This is a genomic window from Arthrobacter sp. JSM 101049 (genome assembly GCF_041679245.1).
Lineage (GTDB): Bacteria > Actinomycetota > Actinomycetes > Actinomycetales > Micrococcaceae > Arthrobacter_H.
In genome coordinates, this window is the sequence record NZ_JBGFFC010000001.1 from 582,290 (window position 1) to 601,791 (window position 19,502).

General features: G+C 69.3%; 20 protein-coding genes and 1 tRNA gene. 14 read left to right on the forward strand and 7 right to left on the reverse strand.

Annotated elements, in window-relative coordinates:
• Nucleotides 1-50: 50 nt before the first annotated feature.
• Nucleotides 51-1,397: an MFS transporter gene (locus tag AB8M85_RS02740; protein WP_372697229.1), complete on the forward strand. Its 1,347-nt coding sequence runs from the start codon at nt 51-53 to the stop codon at nt 1,395-1,397.
• Nucleotides 1,394-2,155, forward strand: a complete 762-nt coding sequence (locus AB8M85_RS02745) for an SDR family oxidoreductase (protein WP_372697230.1) — start codon at nt 1,394-1,396, stop codon at nt 2,153-2,155. Before AB8M85_RS02740 ends, AB8M85_RS02745 begins: the two co-directional genes overlap by 4 nt.
• A 21-nt stretch (nt 2,156-2,176) precedes the next feature.
• Here AB8M85_RS02745 and dcd read toward each other — a convergent pair whose 3' ends face one another.
• Entirely contained in the window at nt 2,177-2,758 is a 582-nt protein-coding gene (gene dcd, locus AB8M85_RS02750) for a dCTP deaminase (RefSeq protein WP_372697231.1), read from the reverse strand.
• A gap of 141 nt (nt 2,759-2,899) precedes the next feature.
• On the opposite strand from dcd, the gene AB8M85_RS02755 reads away from it, so the two are divergent.
• The gene (locus tag AB8M85_RS02755) at nt 2,900-3,790 is read left to right on the forward strand and encodes a D-alanyl-D-alanine carboxypeptidase family protein (protein ID WP_372697232.1); all 891 of its coding nucleotides are present in this window, start codon (nt 2,900-2,902) and stop codon (nt 3,788-3,790) included.
• A 24-nt stretch (nt 3,791-3,814) separates the two neighbouring features.
• On the opposite strand, the gene AB8M85_RS02760 is transcribed toward AB8M85_RS02755, so the two are convergent.
• Nucleotides 3,815-5,521 carry a fumarate hydratase gene (locus tag AB8M85_RS02760; RefSeq protein WP_372697233.1) on the reverse strand — a complete coding sequence of 569 codons (1,707 nt, stop codon included), beginning with the start codon at nt 5,519-5,521 and terminating at the stop codon, nt 3,815-3,817.
• 132 nt (nt 5,522-5,653) lie between these two features.
• Here AB8M85_RS02760 and AB8M85_RS02765 point away from each other — a divergent pair, with 132 nt between their 5' ends.
• The 6 genes from AB8M85_RS02765 (at nt 5,654) to AB8M85_RS02790 (ending at nt 9,561) form a co-directional block, all read left to right on the forward strand.
• Nucleotides 5,654-6,142 (forward strand): SseB family protein, encoded by a 489-nt coding sequence (locus AB8M85_RS02765; RefSeq protein WP_372697234.1) that lies wholly within the window; start codon nt 5,654-5,656, stop codon nt 6,140-6,142.
• A gap of 146 nt (nt 6,143-6,288) precedes the next feature.
• Nucleotides 6,289-6,771 (forward strand): cation:proton antiporter regulatory subunit, encoded by a 483-nt coding sequence (locus tag AB8M85_RS02770; protein ID WP_372697235.1) that lies wholly within the window; start codon nt 6,289-6,291, stop codon nt 6,769-6,771.
• 9 nt (nt 6,772-6,780) lie between these two features.
• Nucleotides 6,781-7,989, forward strand: coding sequence for a cation:proton antiporter (locus AB8M85_RS02775; protein WP_372697236.1), 1,209 nt, complete (start codon nt 6,781-6,783; stop codon nt 7,987-7,989).
• A 79-nt stretch (nt 7,990-8,068) separates the two neighbouring features.
• Nucleotides 8,069-8,139: transfer RNA gene (locus tag AB8M85_RS02780), tRNA-Gly, on the forward strand.
• 57 nt (nt 8,140-8,196) lie between these two features.
• Nucleotides 8,197-8,628 (forward strand): aspartate 1-decarboxylase, encoded by a 432-nt coding sequence (panD, locus tag AB8M85_RS02785; RefSeq protein WP_372697237.1) that lies wholly within the window; start codon nt 8,197-8,199, stop codon nt 8,626-8,628.
• A 3-nt stretch (nt 8,629-8,631) separates the two neighbouring features.
• On the forward strand, nt 8,632-9,561 hold the full coding sequence (locus AB8M85_RS02790; RefSeq protein ID WP_372697238.1) for an AEC family transporter: 930 nt from the start codon (nt 8,632-8,634) through the stop codon (nt 9,559-9,561).
• Nucleotides 9,562-9,576: 15 nt separating this feature from the next.
• Here the strand turns inward: AB8M85_RS02790 and AB8M85_RS02795 are convergent, their stop codons facing one another.
• Complete coding sequence (locus tag AB8M85_RS02795; RefSeq protein ID WP_372697239.1) at nt 9,577-10,623, reverse strand: LLM class flavin-dependent oxidoreductase; 1,047 nt, start codon at nt 10,621-10,623, stop codon at nt 9,577-9,579.
• Nucleotides 10,624-10,651: 28 nt separating this feature from the next.
• Complete coding sequence (locus tag AB8M85_RS02800) at nt 10,652-11,317, reverse strand: NADPH-dependent F420 reductase (RefSeq protein WP_372697240.1); 666 nt, start codon at nt 11,315-11,317, stop codon at nt 10,652-10,654.
• Between the two features lie 179 nt (nt 11,318-11,496).
• Between AB8M85_RS02800 and AB8M85_RS02805 the strand changes: the two genes are divergently transcribed.
• From AB8M85_RS02805 to AB8M85_RS02825, 5 genes are all read left to right on the forward strand, one after another.
• Nucleotides 11,497-12,003 carry a MarR family winged helix-turn-helix transcriptional regulator gene (locus AB8M85_RS02805; protein ID WP_372697241.1) on the forward strand — a complete coding sequence of 169 codons (507 nt, stop codon included), beginning with the start codon at nt 11,497-11,499 and terminating at the stop codon, nt 12,001-12,003.
• Nucleotides 12,004-12,134: 131 nt separating this feature from the next.
• Nucleotides 12,135-12,953, forward strand: coding sequence for an amino acid ABC transporter substrate-binding protein (locus AB8M85_RS02810; protein WP_372697242.1), 819 nt, complete (start codon nt 12,135-12,137; stop codon nt 12,951-12,953).
• A 23-nt stretch (nt 12,954-12,976) separates the two neighbouring features.
• The gene (locus AB8M85_RS02815; RefSeq protein ID WP_372697243.1) at nt 12,977-13,642 is read left to right on the forward strand and encodes an amino acid ABC transporter permease; all 666 of its coding nucleotides are present in this window, start codon (nt 12,977-12,979) and stop codon (nt 13,640-13,642) included.
• Nucleotides 13,629-14,393, forward strand: a complete 765-nt coding sequence (locus AB8M85_RS02820) for an amino acid ABC transporter ATP-binding protein (protein ID WP_372697244.1) — start codon at nt 13,629-13,631, stop codon at nt 14,391-14,393. The genes AB8M85_RS02815 and AB8M85_RS02820 overlap by 14 nt, the downstream gene beginning before the upstream one ends.
• A gap of 105 nt (nt 14,394-14,498) precedes the next feature.
• Nucleotides 14,499-15,491, forward strand: coding sequence for a hypothetical protein (locus AB8M85_RS02825; RefSeq protein WP_372697245.1), 993 nt, complete (start codon nt 14,499-14,501; stop codon nt 15,489-15,491).
• 6 nt (nt 15,492-15,497) lie between these two features.
• Here AB8M85_RS02825 and AB8M85_RS02830 read toward each other — a convergent pair whose 3' ends face one another.
• The 3 genes from AB8M85_RS02830 to AB8M85_RS02840 all read right to left on the reverse strand — a co-directional run bounded on the left by AB8M85_RS02830 (nt 15,498) and on the right by AB8M85_RS02840 (nt 19,427).
• Nucleotides 15,498-16,820 carry an MFS transporter gene (locus tag AB8M85_RS02830; RefSeq protein ID WP_372697246.1) on the reverse strand — a complete coding sequence of 441 codons (1,323 nt, stop codon included), beginning with the start codon at nt 16,818-16,820 and terminating at the stop codon, nt 15,498-15,500.
• Nucleotides 16,817-17,260 (reverse strand): MarR family winged helix-turn-helix transcriptional regulator, encoded by a 444-nt coding sequence (locus tag AB8M85_RS02835; RefSeq protein ID WP_372697247.1) that lies wholly within the window; start codon nt 17,258-17,260, stop codon nt 16,817-16,819. The genes AB8M85_RS02830 and AB8M85_RS02835 overlap by 4 nt, the downstream gene beginning before the upstream one ends.
• 214 nt (nt 17,261-17,474) lie before the next feature.
• The gene (locus tag AB8M85_RS02840; protein WP_372697248.1) at nt 17,475-19,427 is read right to left on the reverse strand and encodes an NHL domain-containing thioredoxin family protein; all 1,953 of its coding nucleotides are present in this window, start codon (nt 19,425-19,427) and stop codon (nt 17,475-17,477) included.
• Nucleotides 19,428-19,502: the final 75 nt, after the last annotated feature.

The window sequence follows — 19,502 nt, forward strand, 5'->3', positions numbered from 1 at the left end:
GTTGGATGTCGTCCGGACAGTTATTTCGCCAAGGGCGTTACGATGCAGCCATGAGCCCGAATGCCACGCCCGTCGCCCGTCCGCCCCGCGGCACAGCGGCGATATCGAAGCAGGTCCTCGCCTGGGCGAGCTGGGACTGGGGGGCCGCGGCGATCAACGCGGTGATGACGACCTTCGTCTTCACGGTCTACCTGACCAGCTCGCTGTTCGGCGACACCGACGCGAACTCGGCAGCCCTGGGCACCGCCCTGGCGACCGCCGGCGTCGTCATCGCCCTGCTGGCCCCGGTCACCGGGCAGCGTTCCGATTTCGGCGGGCGGCGGCGGTTCTGGCTCGGGGTGAACACGGTGCTGGTCGCCGTGGCCACGGCGGCCTGTTTCTTCGTGTTGCCCGATCCCGGGTTCCTGCTCCTCGGGGTGGCGCTGATCGCCGTGGCGAGCGTGTTCTCCGAATTCGCGTCGGTGAACTACAACGCCATGCTCCCGCAGATCTCCACGCCGGCGACGATCGGCAAGGTCTCAGGTTTCGGGTGGGGCATGGGGTACCTGGGCGGGATCCTGGCACTGGCGCTCGTCCTGTTCCTGTTCGTCCAGCCGGTCATCGACTGGCCGGGGGCCTCGACCGACGGGTCCCTGAACCTGCGGCTGGTCGCCGTCTTCTCCGCCCTCTGGTTCCTGGGCTTCGGCCTGCCCGTGCTCTTCGCGGTCCCGGAGATCCGCCGCCGGGAGGCCGTCGCGAAGGTTTCCATCCTGGAGTCGTACAAGCGGCTGGGCCGGCATGTCCTCTCGCTGTGGCGCACGGAACCGCACACCGTCTTCTTCCTCATTGCCTCGGCGGTGTTCCGCGACGGGCTGGCCGCGGTTTTCGCCTTTGGCGGCGTCATCGCCGCCGGAACATTCGGCTTCTCGCTGTCCCAGGTCATCGTGTTCGCCATCGTCGGCAATGTCGTGGCCGCCGCCGGGGCCATGGCCGGCGGCCTGCTCGACGACCGGATCGGCCCCAAGTCCGTCATCATCGGCTCGCTGGCCGGGCTGCTCGTTGCCGCCGCCGGGGTCTTCCTCTCCCCCGGGGCCAGCGGCTTCTGGGTCTTCGGGCTGCTGTTGTGCCTGTTCGTGGGCCCGGCACAGTCCTCCTCCCGCGCCTTCCTGGCCCGACTGGCCCCCGCAGGCCGCGAGGGCGAATTGTTCGGCCTCTACGCCACCACCGGGCGGGCCGCCTCCTTCCTGGCCCCGGGGCTGTTCACCCTGGCGATCACCCTGGCGGAGCCGCATGTGGCCAGCGGCGGCGCCCAGCGCTACGGCATCCTGGGCATCATGCTGGTCCTGCTCGTCGGGCTCGTGCTGCTGTTCCCGGTCCACCGGCCCACGGCGTCCGGACGCCGGGAGGGCAGCGCATGAGCACCGGGGCCCCTGGGAGCACGCCACGGGTGGCGGTGGTCACCGGTGGGGGTTCGGGGATCGGCCGGGCCGTGGCCCGCGAGCTCCTCGCCGCCGGATGGCATGTGGCGCTGGCCGGCCGGCGGCCCGACGCGCTGCACGAGGCCGCCCAGGGCCACCGGCTCGCGGTGGCGGTACCCACGGATGTCGGCGACCCCGAACAGGTCGAGTCGCTCTTCGCCACCGTCGCCCGGACCTGGGGCCGGGTCGATCTGCTCTTCAACAACGCCGGCGTCTTCGGCCCCCGGGCCGCCGTGGACGAGATCGGCGTGGCGGAATGGAACGAGGTCGTGGCCGTGAACCTGACCGGCAGCATGCTCTGCGCGGCCGCCGCGGTCCGGCAGATGAAGGCGCAGGACCCGCACGGGGGGAGGATCATCAACAACGGATCGATTTCCGCCCATGCCCCGCGTCCGGCGTCGGTGGCCTATACGACGACGAAGCACGCCATCACGGGGCTGACCAAGTCGATCTCCCTCGACGGCCGCGGCCACGGCATCACGGCCTCACAGATCGACATCGGGAACACCGCCACCGAATTGACCGCGGGGTTCACCACCGGGACCCTGCAGGCCGACGGCACCACCCGCGTCGAGCCGGTCTTCGACGTCGCGCACGCGGCGCGGACCATCCGCCATGTGGCGGACCTGCCACTGGAGGTGACCGTGGACTCGCTGGTCATCACGGCCACCGGGATGCCCTTCACCGGCCGCGGCTGAGCCGGGCCGGCCGGGCTCCGGCTACGAGCCGAGCTCGGAGCGGTGGAAGTTCAGGTGGCTGCGGGAGGCCGTCGGTCCGCGCTGTCCCTGGTACCGGTTCCCGTACGTGCCGTCCCCGTAGGGGTGCTCGGCCGAGGACGAGAGCTTGAAGAAGCACAGCTGGCCGATCTTCGAGCCCGGCCACAGCTTGATCGGCAGGGTGGCCATGTTCGAGAGCTCCAGGGTCACGTGCCCGGAGAACCCGGGGTCGATGAACCCGGCGGTGGAGTGCGTCAGCAGGCCCAACCGGCCCAGCGAGGACTTGCCTTCCAAACGGGCCGCCACGTCGTCGGGCAGGGTGACCTGCTCGTAGGTGGAGCCGAGCACGAATTCGCCCGGGTGCAGGATGAACGGTTCCTCGGCCTCGACCTCGACCAGCCGGGTCAGTTCGGGCTGTTCCAACGACGGATCGATGTGGGCGTACTTGTGGTTGTCGAAGAGCCTGAAGAAGCGGTCGAGGCGGACGTCGACGCTGGCGGGTTGGATCATCTGGGGGTCATACGGGTCGAGCCCGATGCGCCCGGAGTCCAGTTCGGTCCGGATGTCGCGGTCTGAAATCAGCACGGTTCCTAAAATAGCCCATGCAGCCGGATCGGCGTTATCCTGAAGTCGGTGGGTTGAGCGGCACCGCGAGGGCCGCGGAACGCCCGGCGCACCGCTGAGATCATGCCGACACCACCCCGCCCGCTCCATCGCACCGCAACAGTGGCCACCACCCTTGTGCTCGCCACTGCCTTCATGCTGCCCGCAGCCGCCGCGCAGGCCGCGTCCGGCGGGGACACACGGCCGGCCGGTGCCCCGTCGTCGTCCTCGGCACCGCCGTCGCCCGGGGATACCGGGCACGAGGAGAAGACGACGAACGACAGCAGGGAGGGCGACTACGCCGCCTATACGCTGGATCCGACCTCGCCCCTGGTCCTCGTCAACGAACACCACCCGCTGCACCCGCGCGACTACGTCCCGCAGGACCTGGTCGCCGTCAACGGTTCCGGCGCCCGCATGGTCCCCGAGGCCGCCGCGGCGTTGGAGAGGCTCCTCGCGGCCGCCCGCGATGACGGGCATGCGCTGATCGTCGAGAGCGCCTACCGCTCCTACGACTACCAGGTCGGCCTGTTCCGCCGGTACACGAACATGTACGGGGAGGCCTACGCCTCGCGGATCTCGGCGCGCCCGGGCACCAGCGAGCACCAACTGGGGCTCTCGGCCGACATCGGGGTCGCCAGCGGACAGTGCTCCCTGAAGGCCTGTCTGGCGGATCTGCCCGCGGGCAAGTGGACGGCAGCCCACGCTGCCGAGTACGGCTTCATCATCCGCTACCCGCAGGGCCGGCAGGAGATCACCGGCTACAACTTCGAGCCCTGGCACCTGCGCTACCTCGGGGTGGACGCCGCCCAGGAGATGCGCGAGCAGGAAGTCGACACGTTCGAGCAGTACTCCGACGAGCTGGCGGCGATCCGGGCCGCCCGGCAGGCCGAGGCCCGGCGCGAGGCCGCAGCCGCGCAGGCGAGCCGCGATGCTGCGGCCGAACGCCGGCAGCGCATCGCCGAGGAGACCGGGTGGATGCCCGACTGGGCGCGGACCGCCTACGGACAGTAGGCGGCCCACACCGGACCGGGGCCGCTAGCTGGCGCGGACCGGGATCCCGGTGAACGTCGGCTTGAGCGTTTCGGCGAAGAAGTCGTTGCCCTTGTCGTCGACGACGATGAAGGCGGGGAAGTCCTCAACCTCGATGCGCCAGATGGCCTCCATGCCCAGTTCCTCGTACTCGAGGACCTCGACCTTGCGGATGCAGTCCTGGGCCAGCCGCGCCGCCGGGCCGCCGATGGAACCCAGGTAGAAGCCGCCGTGGGTGTTGCAGGCCTCGGTGACCTGGCGTGACCGGTTGCCCTTGGCCAGCATGACCTTCGAGCCGCCCGCTGCCTGGAACTGGTCGACGTAGGAGTCCATGCGCCCTGCAGTGGTCGGGCCGAAGGATCCCGAGGCCATGCCCTCGGGCGTCTTCGCCGGCCCGGCGTAGTAGACCGGGTGGTCCTTGAGGTATTGCGGCATTTCCTCGCCGGCGTCCAGGCGTTCGCGGATCTTCGCATGGGCGATGTCGCGGGCGACCACCAGCGGCCCGGTCAGTGACAGGCGGGTCTTCACGGGGTGCCTGGAGAGCTCGGCGAGGACCTCGTCCATCGGCCGGTTCAGGTCGACCTTGACCACGGAGGAGCCCCCGGTGCCGGTCACCCCGTCGGTTTCGTCGTCGTGCGCGGCGATGGCCGGGTGCGACTCGTCGGGCATGAAGCGGGCCGGGTCGGTCTCGAGCTGCTCCACGAACACGCCCTCGGCGGTGATCTTCGCGAGCATCTGGCGGTCGGCCGAGCAGGAGACCGCGATCGCAACGGGCAGCGAGGCGCCGTGGCGGGGCAGCCGGACCACACGGACGTCGTGGCAGAAGTACTTCCCGCCGAACTGGGCGCCGATGCCGAAGTGCCGGGTCAGTTCCAGGACCTTTTCCTCGAGTTCGACGTCGCGGAAGCCGCGGCCGGTCATCGCGCCGGTGGTCGGCAGGTTGTCCAGGTACTTCGCCGAGCCGTATTTGGCGGTCTTCAGGGCGAATTCGGCGCTGGTGCCGCCGATGACGATCGAGAGGTGGTACGGCGGGCAGGCCGCGGTGCCCAGCGAGCGCAGCTTCTCGTCGAGGAACGTGAGCATGGCGTTCTCGTTCAGGATCGCCTTGGTCTCCTGGTACAGGAAGGACTTGTTGGCCGATCCCCCGCCCTTGGCCATGAACAGGAACTTGTACTGTTCCTCATGGCCGGGCTCGGTGTCCGCGTAGAGCTCGATCTGGGCCGGCAGGTTGTTGCCGGTGGACTTCTCCTCCCAGGTCGTCAGCGGTGCCAGCTGGGAGTAGCGCAGGTTCAGCTGCGTGTAGGCGTCGTAGATCCCGCGGGAGAGGGCGTTCTCGTCCGGGCCCTGCGTCAGGACCTGCTGGCCCCGCTTGCCCATCACGATCGCGGTTCCAGTGTCCTGGCACATCGGCAAGACACCACCGGCGGCGATGTTGGCGTTCTTGAGCAGGTCCAGGGCGACGAACTTGTCGTTGGCGCTGGCCTCGTCGTCGTCCAGGATGTTGCGCAGCTGCTGCAGGTGCGCCGGACGCAGGTAGTGGGAGATGTCGTGCAGGGCCGTGCGGGCCAGGTTCGACAGTGCCTCCGGATCCACCTCCAGAAACCTGCGGCCCCCGGGCCCCTCGACGGAGCGCACCCCCTCGGCGCCGATCAGGCGGTAGGGGGTCTCGTCCTGGCCGATCGGCAACAGGTCCTCGTACTGGAACTCGGTCATGGGGCATCCTTGGCATCCGTGGGGGTGGTTGCGCCCAGTCTAATTCGGCGCCCGGCCGAACCCCGAACCGTTGCCGCTTCGTTGCGGCAGGCCGGGTTGCGCATCGCGGGCCGGCGTGATCGGCTGGAAGGCATGAGCGACGAGCCAACCCAGAGCCCAGCCGGAACCCCGGATCCCGACGAACCACAGACGCACCTGGAGACGGTGCTCCATGAGGGGCAGGCCGACGAGGCCAAGGCGGGCCAGGTCATCGCCACCTTCCTGTCCGAGGAGGTCTTCTTCCTCAGCCGCGAACAGGTGACCGAGGAGACCGAGAACGTCCAGCCGCTGCTGCTGCAGAACAAGGACGGAGAGCCCGTGATCGCCCTGTTCACCGACGTGAACCGCATCCCGGAGACCTACATCGCCGAGGCCCCCTTCGCCGTGCGCGTCGTCGGTGCCGCGGTAATCGACAACCTCTCAGGTGCAGGGCTGGTCCTGAACCCCGGGCACCAGCTCGGCTTCGAGATCCCCGCCGATGGGGTCGACGCGATCCGCCGGGACTTCGCCCCGGACGGTTCCTCCGCGGCACAGGCACCTGCCGAGACCACGGACGACGGCGGCACTCCCCCCGCGTCCTGATCCTCCCCAGCACCCGGTCCGATGGCCGCCTCCGAATCGCCGGGGGCGGCCATCGCCGTGCCGGACGCGTGTCCCCCGGTTCCACCGGGGGCCAAAGCCCGGACGAGCCCCTGCGCGGCGGGGGCCTGCGGGTCTACGCTGGAGCCATGAATCTGGACGAGACCCCCCTTCCCGGGATCGGGGTACGCCGCGATGTCACCCTGGCCACCGGCCGACGCGTGGGCGTCGTGGTCAAGCGGGACGGCGGCATGGAGCTGATCATTTCCGAGCGCCAGGACCCCGACGCCTGCCAGGCGGCCATCCCCCTGACCAACGAGGAGGCAGCGGCCATCGGCAGCCTCCTCGGCGCCCCGCAGCTGGTCGCCGACCTGACCGCTGAACACCGCGAATTGCCCGGGGTGAACACGCGCCAGTTCGTCCTGAGCCAGGACAGCCCCTATGCCGACCGCACCCTCGGCGACACCCACCTGCGCACGCGCACGCACGCCTCGATCGTCGCCATCTCGCGCAGCGGCCAGGTCTACGCCTCGCCGCCGCCCTCGTTCGAATTGGCCCCGGGAGACGTGGTCATCGTGGTCGGCACCACGGACGGCCTGGACAAGGCAGCCCACCTGCTCAACCACGGATAGGAACCGCCCGTGGACCACACCACACTCGTCCTGATCGAACTCGGCGCCGTCTTCCTCGGTCTCGGGCTCCTCGGACGCGTGGCGGCACGGATCGGCATGTCCCCGGTCCCGCTGTATCTGCTGGGCGGTCTGGTCTTCGGCCACGGCGGCATCGTCCCGCTCTCGGGCATCGAGGAGTTCGGCGACATCGCCAGCGAGCTCGGCGTCGTGCTGCTGTTGTTGATGCTCGGCCTGGAATACACGGCCAAGGAACTCGTCACGGGGCTGCGCGCCTCCTGGCTGGCGGGCGTGGTCGACCTGATCCTGAATTTCACCCCCGGCGCGGGTCTGGCCCTCCTGCTCGGGTGGGGCCCCATCGGTGCCCTGGTCCTGGGCGGGGTCACCTACATTTCCTCCTCCGGCATCATCGCCAAGGTCCTGACCGACCTCGGCCGCCTGGGCAACCGCGAGACCCCGGTGGTGCTCTCCATCCTCGTGCTCGAGGACCTGGCGATGGCCGTGTACCTGCCGATCCTCACCGCCGCCCTGGCCGGGGTCAGCTTCCTCGGCGGGTTGCGGACCGAGGCCATCGCCCTGCTGGCGGTCAGCCTCGTGCTGCTGCTGGCCCTGCGCTTCGGTCCGCTGATCTCGCGCCTGCTGCACTCCCCGGACCAGGAGAACTTCCTGCTCAAGCTGATCGGGGCGGCCTTGCTGGTCGCCGGGCTCGCCGCCGCCATGCAGGTCTCGGCGGCCGTCGGCGCCTTCCTGCTCGGCATCGCCATCTCCGGGGCCACGGCCCACTCGGCGACGAAGGTCCTGGCTCCACTGCGCGATCTGTTCGCGGCCATGTTCTTCGTCGTCTTCGGGATCAACACCGACCCGCGGACCATCCCGCCGGTGCTGCTGCTGGCCCTGGGCCTGGCCCTGCTGACCTCCCTGACGAAGATCGCCACCGGCGCCTGGGCCGCCCGGAGGATGGGCATCGGCATCCCGGGGCGGATCCGTGCCGGGACGGCCCTGATCGCCCGCGGGGAGTTCTCCATCGTGATCGCCGGCCTCGCCGTGGCAGGCGGCGGGGCGTCCCCCGAACTGGCCGCCCTGGCCACCACCTACGTGATGCTGCTCGCGGTACTCGGTCCCATCGCGACCCGGGTGGCGGAGCCGCTCGGACGGGCCGTGGCGGCCCGCCGCCACCATGCCGCGCGCGGCGCCGACCTCGGCACCGCGGACCCTTCGTGACGGTGTCAAGATGCAACTCACCGGCGCGTGGGCTATGCTGAGATGCACCCGCGGGTACGAACGGACCGGCGGGTGTTTTGCGGGCGTAGCTCAATGGTAGAGCGCCAGCTTCCCAAGCTGGACACGCGGGTTCGATTCCCGTCGCCCGCTCTCTTTGTGCCTTGGCCCACAGCCCGGTGAACGCGTGGCGCGTAGAATAGGAATGCCATGAAACGCACAATGTTCAAATCCAAGATCCACCGCGCCACGGTCACCCATGCCGATCTGCACTACGTCGGCTCGGTCACCGTCGACCTCGACTTGCTCGAGGCCTCCGACATCCTGCCCGGGGAACTGGTCAGCATTGTCGACGTCACCAACGGCGCCCGGCTCGAGACCTACACGATTGCCGGCGAGCGCGGTACCGGCGTAGTGGGCATCAACGGTGCCGCCGCACACCTGGTGCACCCGGGCGACACGGTCATCCTCATCAGCTACGCCGAGATGGAGACCGCGGAGGCCCGCAGCTACGTGCCGCGGGTCGTCCATGTCGATGCGAACAACTCCATGGTCGGCCTCGGCAGCGACCCGTCGGAGTCCCTCTCCACCGGTGCCATGCGTCCGCCGCATGCGATCGCCGGGATGCCCGCGGACTTCTAGGACGTGCTCGGGGTCCTCTCCGGCTTCTCCGTCGTCTGGGCCGTCATCGTCGTCGGCTACTTCGTCGGACGCACCGGGGTCCTCGGGCCCGATGCCAGATTCGTCCTGAACCGCCTGACGTTCTTCGTCGCCAGCCCGGCCCTGCTGTTCATCACGGTGGCCGGTTCCGACCCGTCAGCCGTCCTGGGCCCCAGCCTCGCCGTTGCCGCGATCAGCGCCTCCGGCGTCGCCCTGCTCTACTTCGCCATCACCGGCTGGTGGCTCAAGCGGGACCGGCCGGAACGGCTGATCGGGGCGATGAGCGCCTCTACGGTGAATTCGGCGAACCTCGGCCTGCCGATTGCCGCCTACGTGCTGGGCAACACCTCGCACGCCGCCCCGGTGATCCTGTTCCAGCTGGCCCTCTGGAGCCCGGTCTTCCTGGCCTTGCTGGACGCCACCACCTCCGGGCGCCGGACAACACCGACCGCCCTGGTCCTGGCCACGCTGCGCAACCCCATGATCGTCGCCTCCCTGGTGGGCCTGCTCTTCGCCGTCTTCGGCTGGAAGCTGCCCCAACCCATCCAGGAACCGGTCGAACTCATCGCCGGTGCCTCGATCCCGGCCATGCTGATCGCCTTCGGCATCTCGCTGGTGGGATCCAAGCCGCTGGAGAAGATCTCGGCCCGGCGCTCCGACGTCCTGGTCGGAACGGGCCTGAAGCTGCTGGTGCACCCCGTCCTGGCGTGGCTGGCCGGAACACTGGTCTTCCGGCTCGAGGGACCGGACCTGTTCGCTGTGGTGATCATGGGCGCGCTGCCGTCGGCACAGAACGTCTTCGTCACCGCCTCCCGGTACGAGCAGGGACTGGTCGTCGCCAAGGACACCGTCCTGCTGACCACGATCGCCGCCGTCCCGGCCATGATGCTGGTCCCGGTCATCCTGCACAGTTGATGTCGTGGCGGGCCTTTACCTGGCCGCAAGCAGCCGTTCCACGCGCGGCTTGACCTCGGTGGCCAACAAGGTCAGCGACTCCAGGAAGTGCTCGTGGGGCAGTCCGCCGATATCCATCTGGAGGAAGTGGCGGACATGGCCCAGGTAGCCGTGCAGGTGCACGATCCGCTCGGCGACTTCGTCGGGATCGCCGACATAGTAGGCTCCCGGTGCCTCCGCCTGGGCGAGGAAGTCCCGTTTGTCCGGTGCCGGCCAGCCACGCAGCCGCCCCATCTCGACGTTGAGGTTGTGCCAGCCGGGATGGAACCGGTCCAGGGCCTCCTGCTTGGTGGGGGCAACCAGTCCGAGCGCGGCCACGGACACCTTGACCTGTTCCCCCGAGTGGCCCGATTGCGCCGCCGAGCGCCGGTAGAGTTCGGCGAGCGGTGCGAAGCGGTGGGGCGCCCCGCCGATGATGCCGTAGGACACCGGGAGGCCGAGTTTCCCCGCCCGGGCCGACGAGCCGGCATTGCCGCCGGTGGCCAGCCAGATCGGAAGCCGCTTCCTGGCGGGCCGCGGGACCACGGCCAGACCGGGGATGGCCGGTCTGCGCTTGCCGGACCAGTCGACGGTGGCCGAGGGGCTGTTGTTGATCGCCATCAGCAGGTCGAGCTTGTCGGCGTACAGTTCGTCGTAGTCGCGCAGGTCGTAGCCGAAGAGCGGGAAGGTCTCCACCGATGAACCGCGGCCGGCGGTGATCTCCACCCGTCCGCCGGAAATCGCGTCGGCGGTGGCGAACTGCTGGAAGATCCGGACGGGGTCGTCGGTGCTGATGATGCTGGCCGCGCTGCCCAGCGTGATCTTCCGCGTGGCACCGGCAGCGGCGGCGATGAGCGTTCCGGGCGAGGAGGCCGGCATCGAGGTGGTGTGGTGTTCGCCGATCCCGAAGTAGTCGAGCCCGACCCCGTCGGCGTGGACGATGGCCTCGAAGAGGTTTCGCACGGCCTCCGTCGTGGTTCGTTCGCTCCCGTCGGGGTTGCGCTGGGTGTCGCCGAAGCTGTAGGCGCCGATTTCCATGGTCATTCTCCGTTTCCCCTGCTGTGGATTTCGCCTACGCGGCGAGCGATGCCCCGGCGAACAGCGTTGCCATCTGCGCCACCGAGTGCCTGCCGTTGAAGATCTCCGTCCCGGGGCCGAAGGCGCGTCCTGCGGCCAGCGGGCCGGCGTCGAAGGTGTCGTAGCCCAGACGGTCGATGAAGCCGGCGACGACGGACTTCGCTCCCCCGTGGTCGCCGGCCAGGGCCAGCGCACGGCGGTCGGCCGCCCCCGACGGCCTGCCGTCTTCCTCCAGCTCGTGGTAGCCGATGTGGTTCAGCGATTTCACCACCAGGGAATCGGCCAGGAAATCAGCGATGATTTCGCTGCTGCCGCGTGGATCGTCGGCGAATTCATCGATCTGCCCGTCGATTGCCGGCCAGTAGTTCATGACGTCGATGACCGTCTTCCCGGCCAGCTGGGCCGGGTGAAGTGTCCTGTACTTGTGGAGTGGGACGGCCACCACCACGAGATCGGCGGACATGGCTTCAGCTGCCTCCGCCGCGTCGGCACCGGAGACGACGATATCGACGAGGAGTTCGATCTCGTCGGCGGGCTTGGACGTGGCCAGCTTCACCCGGTATCCGGCCTTGAGGGCTTGCCGCGCAACAGCGGTGCCGACGCGGCCGGCTCCGAGAATGCCAATGGTCGCCGTTGCCGACACCGGCTGTTCACTTTTCATCCGGGGACCCTCCATGCACTGGCGCTCGAATACACGGTGGATACGGACTTCACGCTGGTGCTGCACCTGGCCCACCGGCACTTCCGCAATTCCAAAGGTTCGATCATTTATGATGCTATACAGACTATATAGTGAACAGAATATCTGTTCAACCTCCCTCATTGTTGTAGAATCGCACCATGGCTGAAGTGGACGAAGCGGTGGAGACGCACGCGCAACCGGCGGTCCCCGGCGACTTGGGCTGGAACCTCGGCATGGTGCTGCGCGGCTACCAGGTCCTCTTCGAGGATGCCGTCGAGGGCATGCCCTCCGGCATCCGCGGCTACCAGGTGCTATCGGCAGTCGTGCACAAGGATCCGCCGAACCAGCAGGCGCTGGGCGTCCATCTCGCCATTGACCGAACGGTCCTGACGTATTTGCTCGACGCGCTTGTCTCCGCCGGAGTCGTGGAGCGCGTCCCTGATCCGACGGACCGCCGCGCCCGCAAGGTCATCGCGACTGCCGGTGGCCGGCAGATGCTGTCCGCGTACGAGAAGCGGGTCGCCGTCGCCGAGGCCGAGCTGCTGTCCGGGATGGCCGATGACGAGGCCAAGACACTGGGCGCCCTGGTCACGCGCCTGGCCCACCACGTCCACCGGGCGGATCCGGGAACCAGCCCCTGCGAGGCCATGGACCACCTGCAGTAGTGCATCGCCGTCGTACTTCGGAATAATCCGCGGCGCGCCGGCGCTGGCGATGTTAGCGTTCAATTTCCCCGGCCACCGTCGGGGCCCCTGTCGATCCCGGACCATGTCCGCCGCACCCTAAGGACCTGCCCATGAACCGTCGTCTTCTCCCGCTCGCCGCCGCCACCGTCGCCCTGGCCTTCGCCGTCTCCGGGTGCTCGTCCGCTGCCGAATCGGGGACCCCCTCGGAGCAGGCGGCCGATGGGCTGACCTTGCAGGAGGTCAAGGATTCCGGCGTGCTGACCGTGGGCACCGAGGGCACCTACAAGCCCTTCTCCTACCATGAAGGCGGCACCGGGGACCTGACCGGCTACGACGTCGAGGTGGTCACGGCCGTCGCCGACAAACTCGGGGTCAAGCCCGAGTTCAAGGAGACGCAGTGGGATGCGATCTTCGCCGGCCTGGAGGCCGGCCGGTTCGACGTCATCGCCAACCAGGTCACCATCAACGACGCGCGGAAGAAGGCCTACGACTTCTCCACCCCGTACACGATCAGCAGGGGCGTGATCGTCACGACGGCGGACAACACCGACATCAGCTCCTTCGCCGACCTGAAGGGCAAGACCACCGCGCAGTCGCTGACGAGCAACTGGAACGACCTGGCCAAGGAATCCGGGGCGAACGTCCAGGGCGTCGAAGGCTGGGCGCAGTCGGTCACCCTGCTCAAGCAGGGCCGCGTCGATGCCACCATCAACGACAAGCTGACCTACCTCGACTACCAGGAGAGCAACCCGGACTCCGGCATCAAGGTCGCCGCGGAGACCAAGGAGACCTCCGAGGCGGCCCTGGCCTTCCCGAAGGGCAGCGACGACCTCGTCGAGGCCGTTGACCAGGCACTGGCCGAACTCTCCGACGACGGGACGCTGGCGAAGATCTCGGACAAGTACTTCGGCGAGGACGTCTCCAAGTAGCCGGCAGGACATAGGCTGGCCTGATGAACGTCGACTGGGAACTGTTCCTGGACTCATTGTGGCCGATCGTGCTCGGCGGGCTTTCGGGGACCATCCCCCTCTCCGTGGCCAGCTTTGTCTTGGGCCTGGTCCTGGCGCTGGTCATCGCACTGATGCGCATCGGGTCGAATCCGGTGCTGAGGTGGATCGCCCGCGCCTACATCTCGGTCATCCGCGGTACCCCGCTGCTGGTGCAGTTGTTCGTCATCTTCTACGGCCTGCCCTCGGTCGGGGTCACCCTGAGCCCATGGCCGAGTGCGATCATTGCGTTCTCGTTGAACGTCGGCGGCTACGCAGCCGAGGTGATCCGGGCCTCCATCCTCTCCGTGCCCCGGGGGCAGTGGGAGGCCGGCTACACGATCGGCATGTCGCGCGGCAAGACGCTGCGCCGGCTGATCCTGCCGCAAGCCGCACGGGTGTCCGTTCCGCCGCTGTCGAACACTTTCATCTCGTTGGTCAAGGACTCTTCACTGGCGTCCTTGATCCTGGTCACCGAGCTGTTCCGCAAGGCCCAGGAGATCACTTCCTTCAGCCAGCAGTTCATGCTGCTCTACCTGGAGGCCGCGCTGGTCTACTGGGTGTTCTGCCTCGTGCTGTCGGCCGGGCAGTCGAAGATCGAGGAAAGGCTGGACCGTTATGTCGCCCACTGAACCGCTGCTGCAGGTGGCCGGGTTGCAGAAGTCCTTCGGCGACAACGTCGTGCTGAAGTCGATCGACCTCTCCGTCGATGTCGGCGGCGTGCTGGCCCTCATCGGCCCATCGGGCTCGGGCAAGACCACGGTGCTGCGCTGCCTGAACGGGCTCGAGAAGCCCGACGCCGGAACGGTCGCCTTCGCCGGCGGGCCGTCCGTCACGTTCTCCGCGGCGACCGGCACGAAGGAGGCCCAGGCGCTGCGCACGCGCAGCGCCATGGTCTTCCAGAACTACAACCTCTTCCCGCACAAGACGGTGCTGGAGAACGTGACCGAAGGCCCGATCCAGGTCCAGCGCCGCCCCAAGGCCGAGGCCGTCGCGGAGGCGACCTCGCTGCTGGAACGCGTCGGCCTCTCGGACAAGGCCGGCCAGTACCCGCATGAGCTCTCGGGGGGCCAGCAGCAGCGGGTGGGGATCGTCCGGGCGTTGGCCCTGAAGCCCTCGTTGCTGCTCTTCGATGAGCCGACATCCGCGTTGGACCCCGAACTGGTCGGGGACGTGCTCACGGTCATCAAGGAGCTGGCCCAGGAGGGCTGGACGATGGTCCTGGTCACCCACGAGCTGGCGTTCGCCCGGGAGGTTGCCGACCACGTGGTCTTCATGGACGGCGGCGTCGTCGTCGAGCAGGGCCACCCCGATACCGTGCTGCGCGAGCCGCGCGAGGAACGCACCCGGCAATTCGTGCACCGGCTGCTCAACCCGTTCTAGCGGCCGTGTCCCGGCCGGCGCCCGGCGTCGCCGGCGCTGCTGAGCCCGATCGCGCCGTCGTCGCCGTTTCACGGGGTCGGGTCCATTCCCGGTAACGTGTAACAGGTGAAAAACGCTTCCCCGTCCATCCGGGTCCTGGCCCTGTGGCTGGCCGCGCTGATGGTCCTCGCCGTCGCCGCCGTCGTGACCATCACCCTGGTGAACCAGAAGGTCTTCGGGCCCGAGCGGCAGGTCAGCACCTACTTCGACATGCTGCAGGCCGGCGAGGGCGAACAGGCGATGGGCCTGCTGGATCCGGCGGCGCCGAAGGGCAATGCACTGCTGCTCGACGACGAGGCCCTCAAGGCCGCCGTGGCACCCATCGAGGACTTCCAGGTCCAGCCGGGCCGGGAGGTCACCGACGGCAAGGTCGAGGTCACCACGACCTACGAAGTCGACGGAAAGCAGCACCAGACGGTCTTCCACCTGACCCGGACCGGCAGGGACTGGCTGTTCTTCGACCGCTGGGCCTTCGCCGCCACCGACCTGCCCGAGGTCACCGTCAAGGCCGATACCACCAACGAGGTGCGGGTCAACGGCGAGACGGCCCCGCTGGCCAAGGGCACGGCGAAGCTGCCGGTCTTCCTGCCGTCCGTGGTCGAGGCCAGCTACCGCGACAAGTACTTCCAGGGCGCCAAGCGCCAGGTGGTCGTCGACTCCGCGTCCGCGGCCGGGACCGATGGGCTCGCGCTGACCACCAAGCCGACCCAGAAGCTGGAGCAGGACATCGACGCGCAGCTGCACCAGTACCTGGATGAGTGTGCCAAGCAGCAGGTCCTCAAGCCGGCCGGTTGCCCGCTGAGCTACGACACCGAGGCCCGGGTCTCCGCCGACACGATCCACTGGAAGATCACGGATTACCCGGAGGCCGAGGTCGGTCCCTACGACGGCGGCTGGGTGCTGCGTCCGCTGGAGGTCGGCACCTCGCTGAGCCTGGTCGAGCAGAACCTGATGACCGGCGCCAAGACCAAGAACACGGTCGAACACGACTTCGGCTTCACGGCCAAGCTGGAGGTCTCCGGCGACTCGGTCACCGTGACCCCGGTCGTCGGGTACTGAACCGCCCTAGTCGCGCCCGCGCCGGGTCCCGGCGGCACGCCCCTCGCCCGCGGCACCGCCCCGGGGTTCCTGCCCGTCCGGGGCGTCGACGGCCGGCTGCCCGTCCCCGGTGGCGAACACCGGCTGGTTCAGGCGCCCGCGCCGGACGAACTGCAGGGCCCAGAGCCCGGCGGCCAGCGCGATGATCCCGCCGGCGGCGATGGACCAGCGGGCCCCGAATTCGGTGCCGAGCCAGCCGACCAGCGGCGCCCCGATGGGGGTCCCGCCCTGGATGACCATCATGTAGATCGCCAGCACGCGGCCGCGGAAGCGCGGTTCGACGGAGAGCTGGATCGAGGTGTTGCAGCTGTTCAGGAACGTCAGCGACGCCAGGCCCACGGGGACCAGGGCCAGGGCGTAGAGCCAGAACCGCGGCATGACCGAGGAGACGATGCTGAAGACGCCGAAGAGGATCGCCCCGCCGATCAGGTACCGCAGCCGGAACCGCCCCCGCCGGGCGGCCAGCAGCGCCCCGGCGAGCGTCCCGACGGCCATGACCGATCCGAGCAGGCCGTACTCCCCCGGGCCCACGCCGTAGACCTGGGTGGCCATCATGGCGTTGGTGATCTGGAAGTTCAGCCCGAAGGTGCCCACCAGGGCGGCGAGGACCAGGATCATGACCAGGTCGGGGCGGCCCTTGATGTAGGCCATGCCCTCGCGGATCTGGTGCTTGGCGCGCACCGCCGGTTTGGGGGTGTAGAGCAGCTCGGGCTTCATCTTCCAGATCGAGAGCAGCACGGCGGCGAAGCTGGCGGCGTTGATCAGGAACGCCGGGGCGGTGCCGAGCCAGGCGATGACGATGCCGGCGACGCCGGGGCCGGCCAGCCGGGCCAGGTTGAAGGAGGCGCTGTTCAGCGCCACGGCGTTGGGCACGTCGTCCGGGCCGACGACCTCGGAGACGAAGGCCTGCCGGGCCGGTGCGTCGAAGGCGCTGGCCAGGCCCAGGATGAACGCCAGCAGGTACACGTGCCAGAGCTCGGCGGTCCCGGCGAGCACCAGCAGGCCGAGCACCAGGGCGCAGAGGCCCATGATGGTCTGGGTGACCAGCAGCAGCTTGCGCTTGTCGTACCGGTCGGCGACCAGCCCGGCGTAGGGGCCCAGGAAGAGGATGGGCAGGAACTGCAATCCGGTGGTGATGCCGGTGGCGGTCCCGGAGTTGTCGGTCAGCACGGTCAGGACCAGCCAGTCCTGGGCCACGCGCTGCATCCAGGTGCCGATGTTGGAGACCAGCGCCCCGGAGACCCAGAGCCGGTAGTTCGGCACGGAGAGGGCCTTGAACATCTGGCTCATCGGGCGTTCATCTCCGTGAGCAGCTCGGCGGCGCGGCAGAGCGTGGCGCGGTCGGCCTCGTCCAGGTCGGCGACGTGGCGGGAGAGCCAGGCGGTGCGCTCGCCCCGGACGTGTTCGACGACCCCGCGTCCCGCCGCGGTGATCTCGATCAGGACCTGGCGGCCGTCGTCGGGGTGGCTGGTGCGCTGGATGAAGCCCTGCTCCTCCAGGGCCTTGGCGATGCGCGTCATCGAGGGGGCTTGGACGCGTTCGCGGGCGGCCAGCTGCCCGAGGGTGCGCGGTTCATGCCACAGGGCGACCAGGACCGAGTACTGCCCCGCCGTAACCGTCCCGCCCCCGACCTCCACGCGCAGCCTGCGCGAGACGCGCATGATGGCCACGCGCAGCCGCGCTGCCAGGTCGTCGTCGTCGGTGGCTGGAAGTGGCTGGTGGGGGGCCATGGTGCTCCTGGTCTCGCATCCGTGGCGGCGGGTCGCGTCGCGCGAGGAATTAGTTGCTTAGCAATGCTAAGCGTACGCCGGGAGCCGTGGGCTCGCCATGGTCCGCGTCACTGGTCTGCGTGATGTGCCGGTCGTCGAGCGCGCTGCGACGCATAGAGCACGACGGCGGGACACCCTCCCAGGGTGTCCCGCCGTTCGTGGGTGCCGGGCTGCCTCAGTCCAGGCCGCGCAAGTCCAGCGTCAGCCCGCTGTCGGCGTCGTGCTCCAACACCACCGGGATGCCCCAGTCCTGCTGGTAGAGGTGGCAGGCGGCGTGGTCGGGGATCGCCCCGCCGGGTTCGCCGTCGCAGGCAGCGGCGCGGGCGGTGATGTGCAGGACCCCGTCGGAGACCTCAGGGTTCAGCTCCAGGGTGCGGTTCAGGCCCGTGGAGGTGCCGCCGCCGGCCAGGATCAGGTCCTCGGGCGAGGAGGAGATCTTCAGCTGGGTCGGGTCCCCCCAGCGGTCATCGAGCTTCTGGCCCTTCGGGGCGGCGAAGCGCACCGTGATCTGGTGGGTGCCGGGGGCCACCGGCGTCTGGGGCCGCTGGGTTTGCGCGGCGCCCTCGTCGACGCTCAGCGCCTCCTTCGGCAGCGGCAGGCGGACCAGCCGGTGCTGGTTGGTTTCGACGACCAGCAGGACGGGGTCCCCGTCGAGCGAGGTGTCCAGCAGCACGTCGGAGGGCTCGGCCAGGTCGCGGGCCAGGGTGGAGACGGTGCCGGTGACCGGGTCGTAGCGCCGCACGGCCCCGTTGTAGGTGTCGGCGACGGCCACGGAGCCGTCGGGCAGCACGGTGACGCCGAGCGGGTGCTGCAGGCGTGCCTGCGCGGCTTCGCCGTCGCGGAAGCCGAAGTCGAACAGGCCGATGCCGATGGCGGTCTCCACGGAGGCCACGGATCCGGCCTCGTCCAGGCGCAGCACGCGCAGCGCCGAGGTCTCGGAGTCGGCGACCCAGATGTTGCCGTCCGCGTCGTCGGCCAGGCCCGAGGACTGGGCGAACCAGGATTGCCCGGGGGCCCCGTCCTGCAGGCCCTCGAGCCCGGTGCCGGCGAAGACGTCGAGGGCGCCGGAGACTGGATCGAAGGCGAAGATCTGGTGGGTTCCGGCCATCGCGACGATGACCCGGGAGGAGGCGGCGGACCAGAGCACGTCCCAGGGCGAGGAGAGCGAGGTCTGCAGCGGATTCGCGCCGAGGTCCCAGACCCAGGCGTCGGGGTCGTTCGCGGCCTCGCCGGCGGCGCGGGCCGTCTCGGCGTCGAGCAGGCGCTGGATGCCGTTGCCGGCCACGGTCGTCACGTTCCCGGTGGCGAGGTCCACGCCGCGCAGCCGGTGGTTGACGGTGTCGGCGACGATCACGTCGTAGCCGACCACGGTGGCCACGTCTGCGGGCAGCAGGGCCAGGCCCTGGGGTTCGTTGAAGGCCGCGGTGTCGGCGGTGCCGTCGGCGTGGCCGCGCTCCCCCGAGCCGATGGTGCGGATGACGGTGGCCAGGTCGCCGTCGAGCTGGACGAGCCGGTGGTGTCCGGAATCCCCGACCAGGAAGGTGCCGTCCGCCAGGGCCAGGACCTTGCCCGGGAAGCGCAGGTCGCCCTCGCGGGCCGGCGGGGCGACGTAGGGCCCGTCGCCGCGGTTCAACGTGCCCTTGGCCTCGTGCTCGGCCACCAGCTCCTCGACCAGGGACTCCAGGCCCGCGGCGTGGCCCTCGCCGGAGAGGTGGGCGGCAATGTACCCCTCGGGGTCCACGACCACCAGCGTCGGCCAGGCCCGCGCCGAATAGGCCTGCCAGGTCTCCAGCTCGGGATCGTCGAGGACCGGGTGGGCGATCTCGTACCGCTCGACGGCGGCTGCGAGGGCGACCGGGTCGGCCTCGTGCTCGAACTTCGGGGAGTGGACGCCGACGATGACCAAAAGGTCGGAGTACTTCTCCTCGAGCGGGCGCAGCTCGTCGAGCACGTGCAGACAATTAATGCAGCAGAAGGTCCAAAAATCGAGGATGACGATCTTGCCGCGCAGGTCGCCCAGCCCCAGCTGTTTTCCACCGGTGTTCAGCCAGTTGCGGCCCACCAGGTCGGAGGCCCGCACCTTGTAGGCGGCCCGGACGGACTCGGTGGCGGTGGAATCTGCACTCATGAAACGGCTCCCGTGGGTTGTCGGCTGACGTAAGGGTCTCAACCCCATTATGGACGGGAATGTTCCCGTCCCGCG

What these genes read in the sequence shown, in the direction of transcription:
- AB8M85_RS02740 (WP_372697229.1), top strand. Translation starts at nt 51, where the DNA reads ATGAGCCCGAATGCCACGCCCGTCGCCCGTCCGCCCCGCGGCACAGCG.
- AB8M85_RS02745 (WP_372697230.1), top strand. Translation starts at nt 1,394, where the DNA reads ATGAGCACCGGGGCCCCTGGGAGCACGCCACGGGTGGCGGTGGTCACC.
- AB8M85_RS02760 (WP_372697233.1), bottom strand. Translation starts at nt 5,521, where the DNA reads ATGACCGAGTTCCAGTACGAGGACCTGTTGCCGATCGGCCAGGACGAG.
- AB8M85_RS02765 (WP_372697234.1), top strand. Translation starts at nt 5,654, where the DNA reads ATGAGCGACGAGCCAACCCAGAGCCCAGCCGGAACCCCGGATCCCGAC.
- AB8M85_RS02770 (WP_372697235.1), top strand. Translation starts at nt 6,289, where the DNA reads ATGAATCTGGACGAGACCCCCCTTCCCGGGATCGGGGTACGCCGCGAT.
- panD (WP_372697237.1), top strand. Translation starts at nt 8,197, where the DNA reads ATGAAACGCACAATGTTCAAATCCAAGATCCACCGCGCCACGGTCACC.
- AB8M85_RS02795 (WP_372697239.1), bottom strand. Translation starts at nt 10,623, where the DNA reads ATGACCATGGAAATCGGCGCCTACAGCTTCGGCGACACCCAGCGCAAC.
- AB8M85_RS02800 (WP_372697240.1), bottom strand. Translation starts at nt 11,317, where the DNA reads ATGAAAAGTGAACAGCCGGTGTCGGCAACGGCGACCATTGGCATTCTC.
- AB8M85_RS02805 (WP_372697241.1), top strand. Translation starts at nt 11,497, where the DNA reads ATGGCTGAAGTGGACGAAGCGGTGGAGACGCACGCGCAACCGGCGGTC.
- AB8M85_RS02810 (WP_372697242.1), top strand. Translation starts at nt 12,135, where the DNA reads ATGAACCGTCGTCTTCTCCCGCTCGCCGCCGCCACCGTCGCCCTGGCC.
- AB8M85_RS02815 (WP_372697243.1), top strand. Translation starts at nt 12,977, where the DNA reads ATGAACGTCGACTGGGAACTGTTCCTGGACTCATTGTGGCCGATCGTG.
- AB8M85_RS02820 (WP_372697244.1), top strand. Translation starts at nt 13,629, where the DNA reads ATGTCGCCCACTGAACCGCTGCTGCAGGTGGCCGGGTTGCAGAAGTCC.
- AB8M85_RS02830 (WP_372697246.1), bottom strand. Translation starts at nt 16,820, where the DNA reads ATGAGCCAGATGTTCAAGGCCCTCTCCGTGCCGAACTACCGGCTCTGG.
- AB8M85_RS02835 (WP_372697247.1), bottom strand. Translation starts at nt 17,260, where the DNA reads ATGGCCCCCCACCAGCCACTTCCAGCCACCGACGACGACGACCTGGCA.
- AB8M85_RS02840 (WP_372697248.1), bottom strand. Translation starts at nt 19,427, where the DNA reads ATGAGTGCAGATTCCACCGCCACCGAGTCCGTCCGGGCCGCCTACAAG.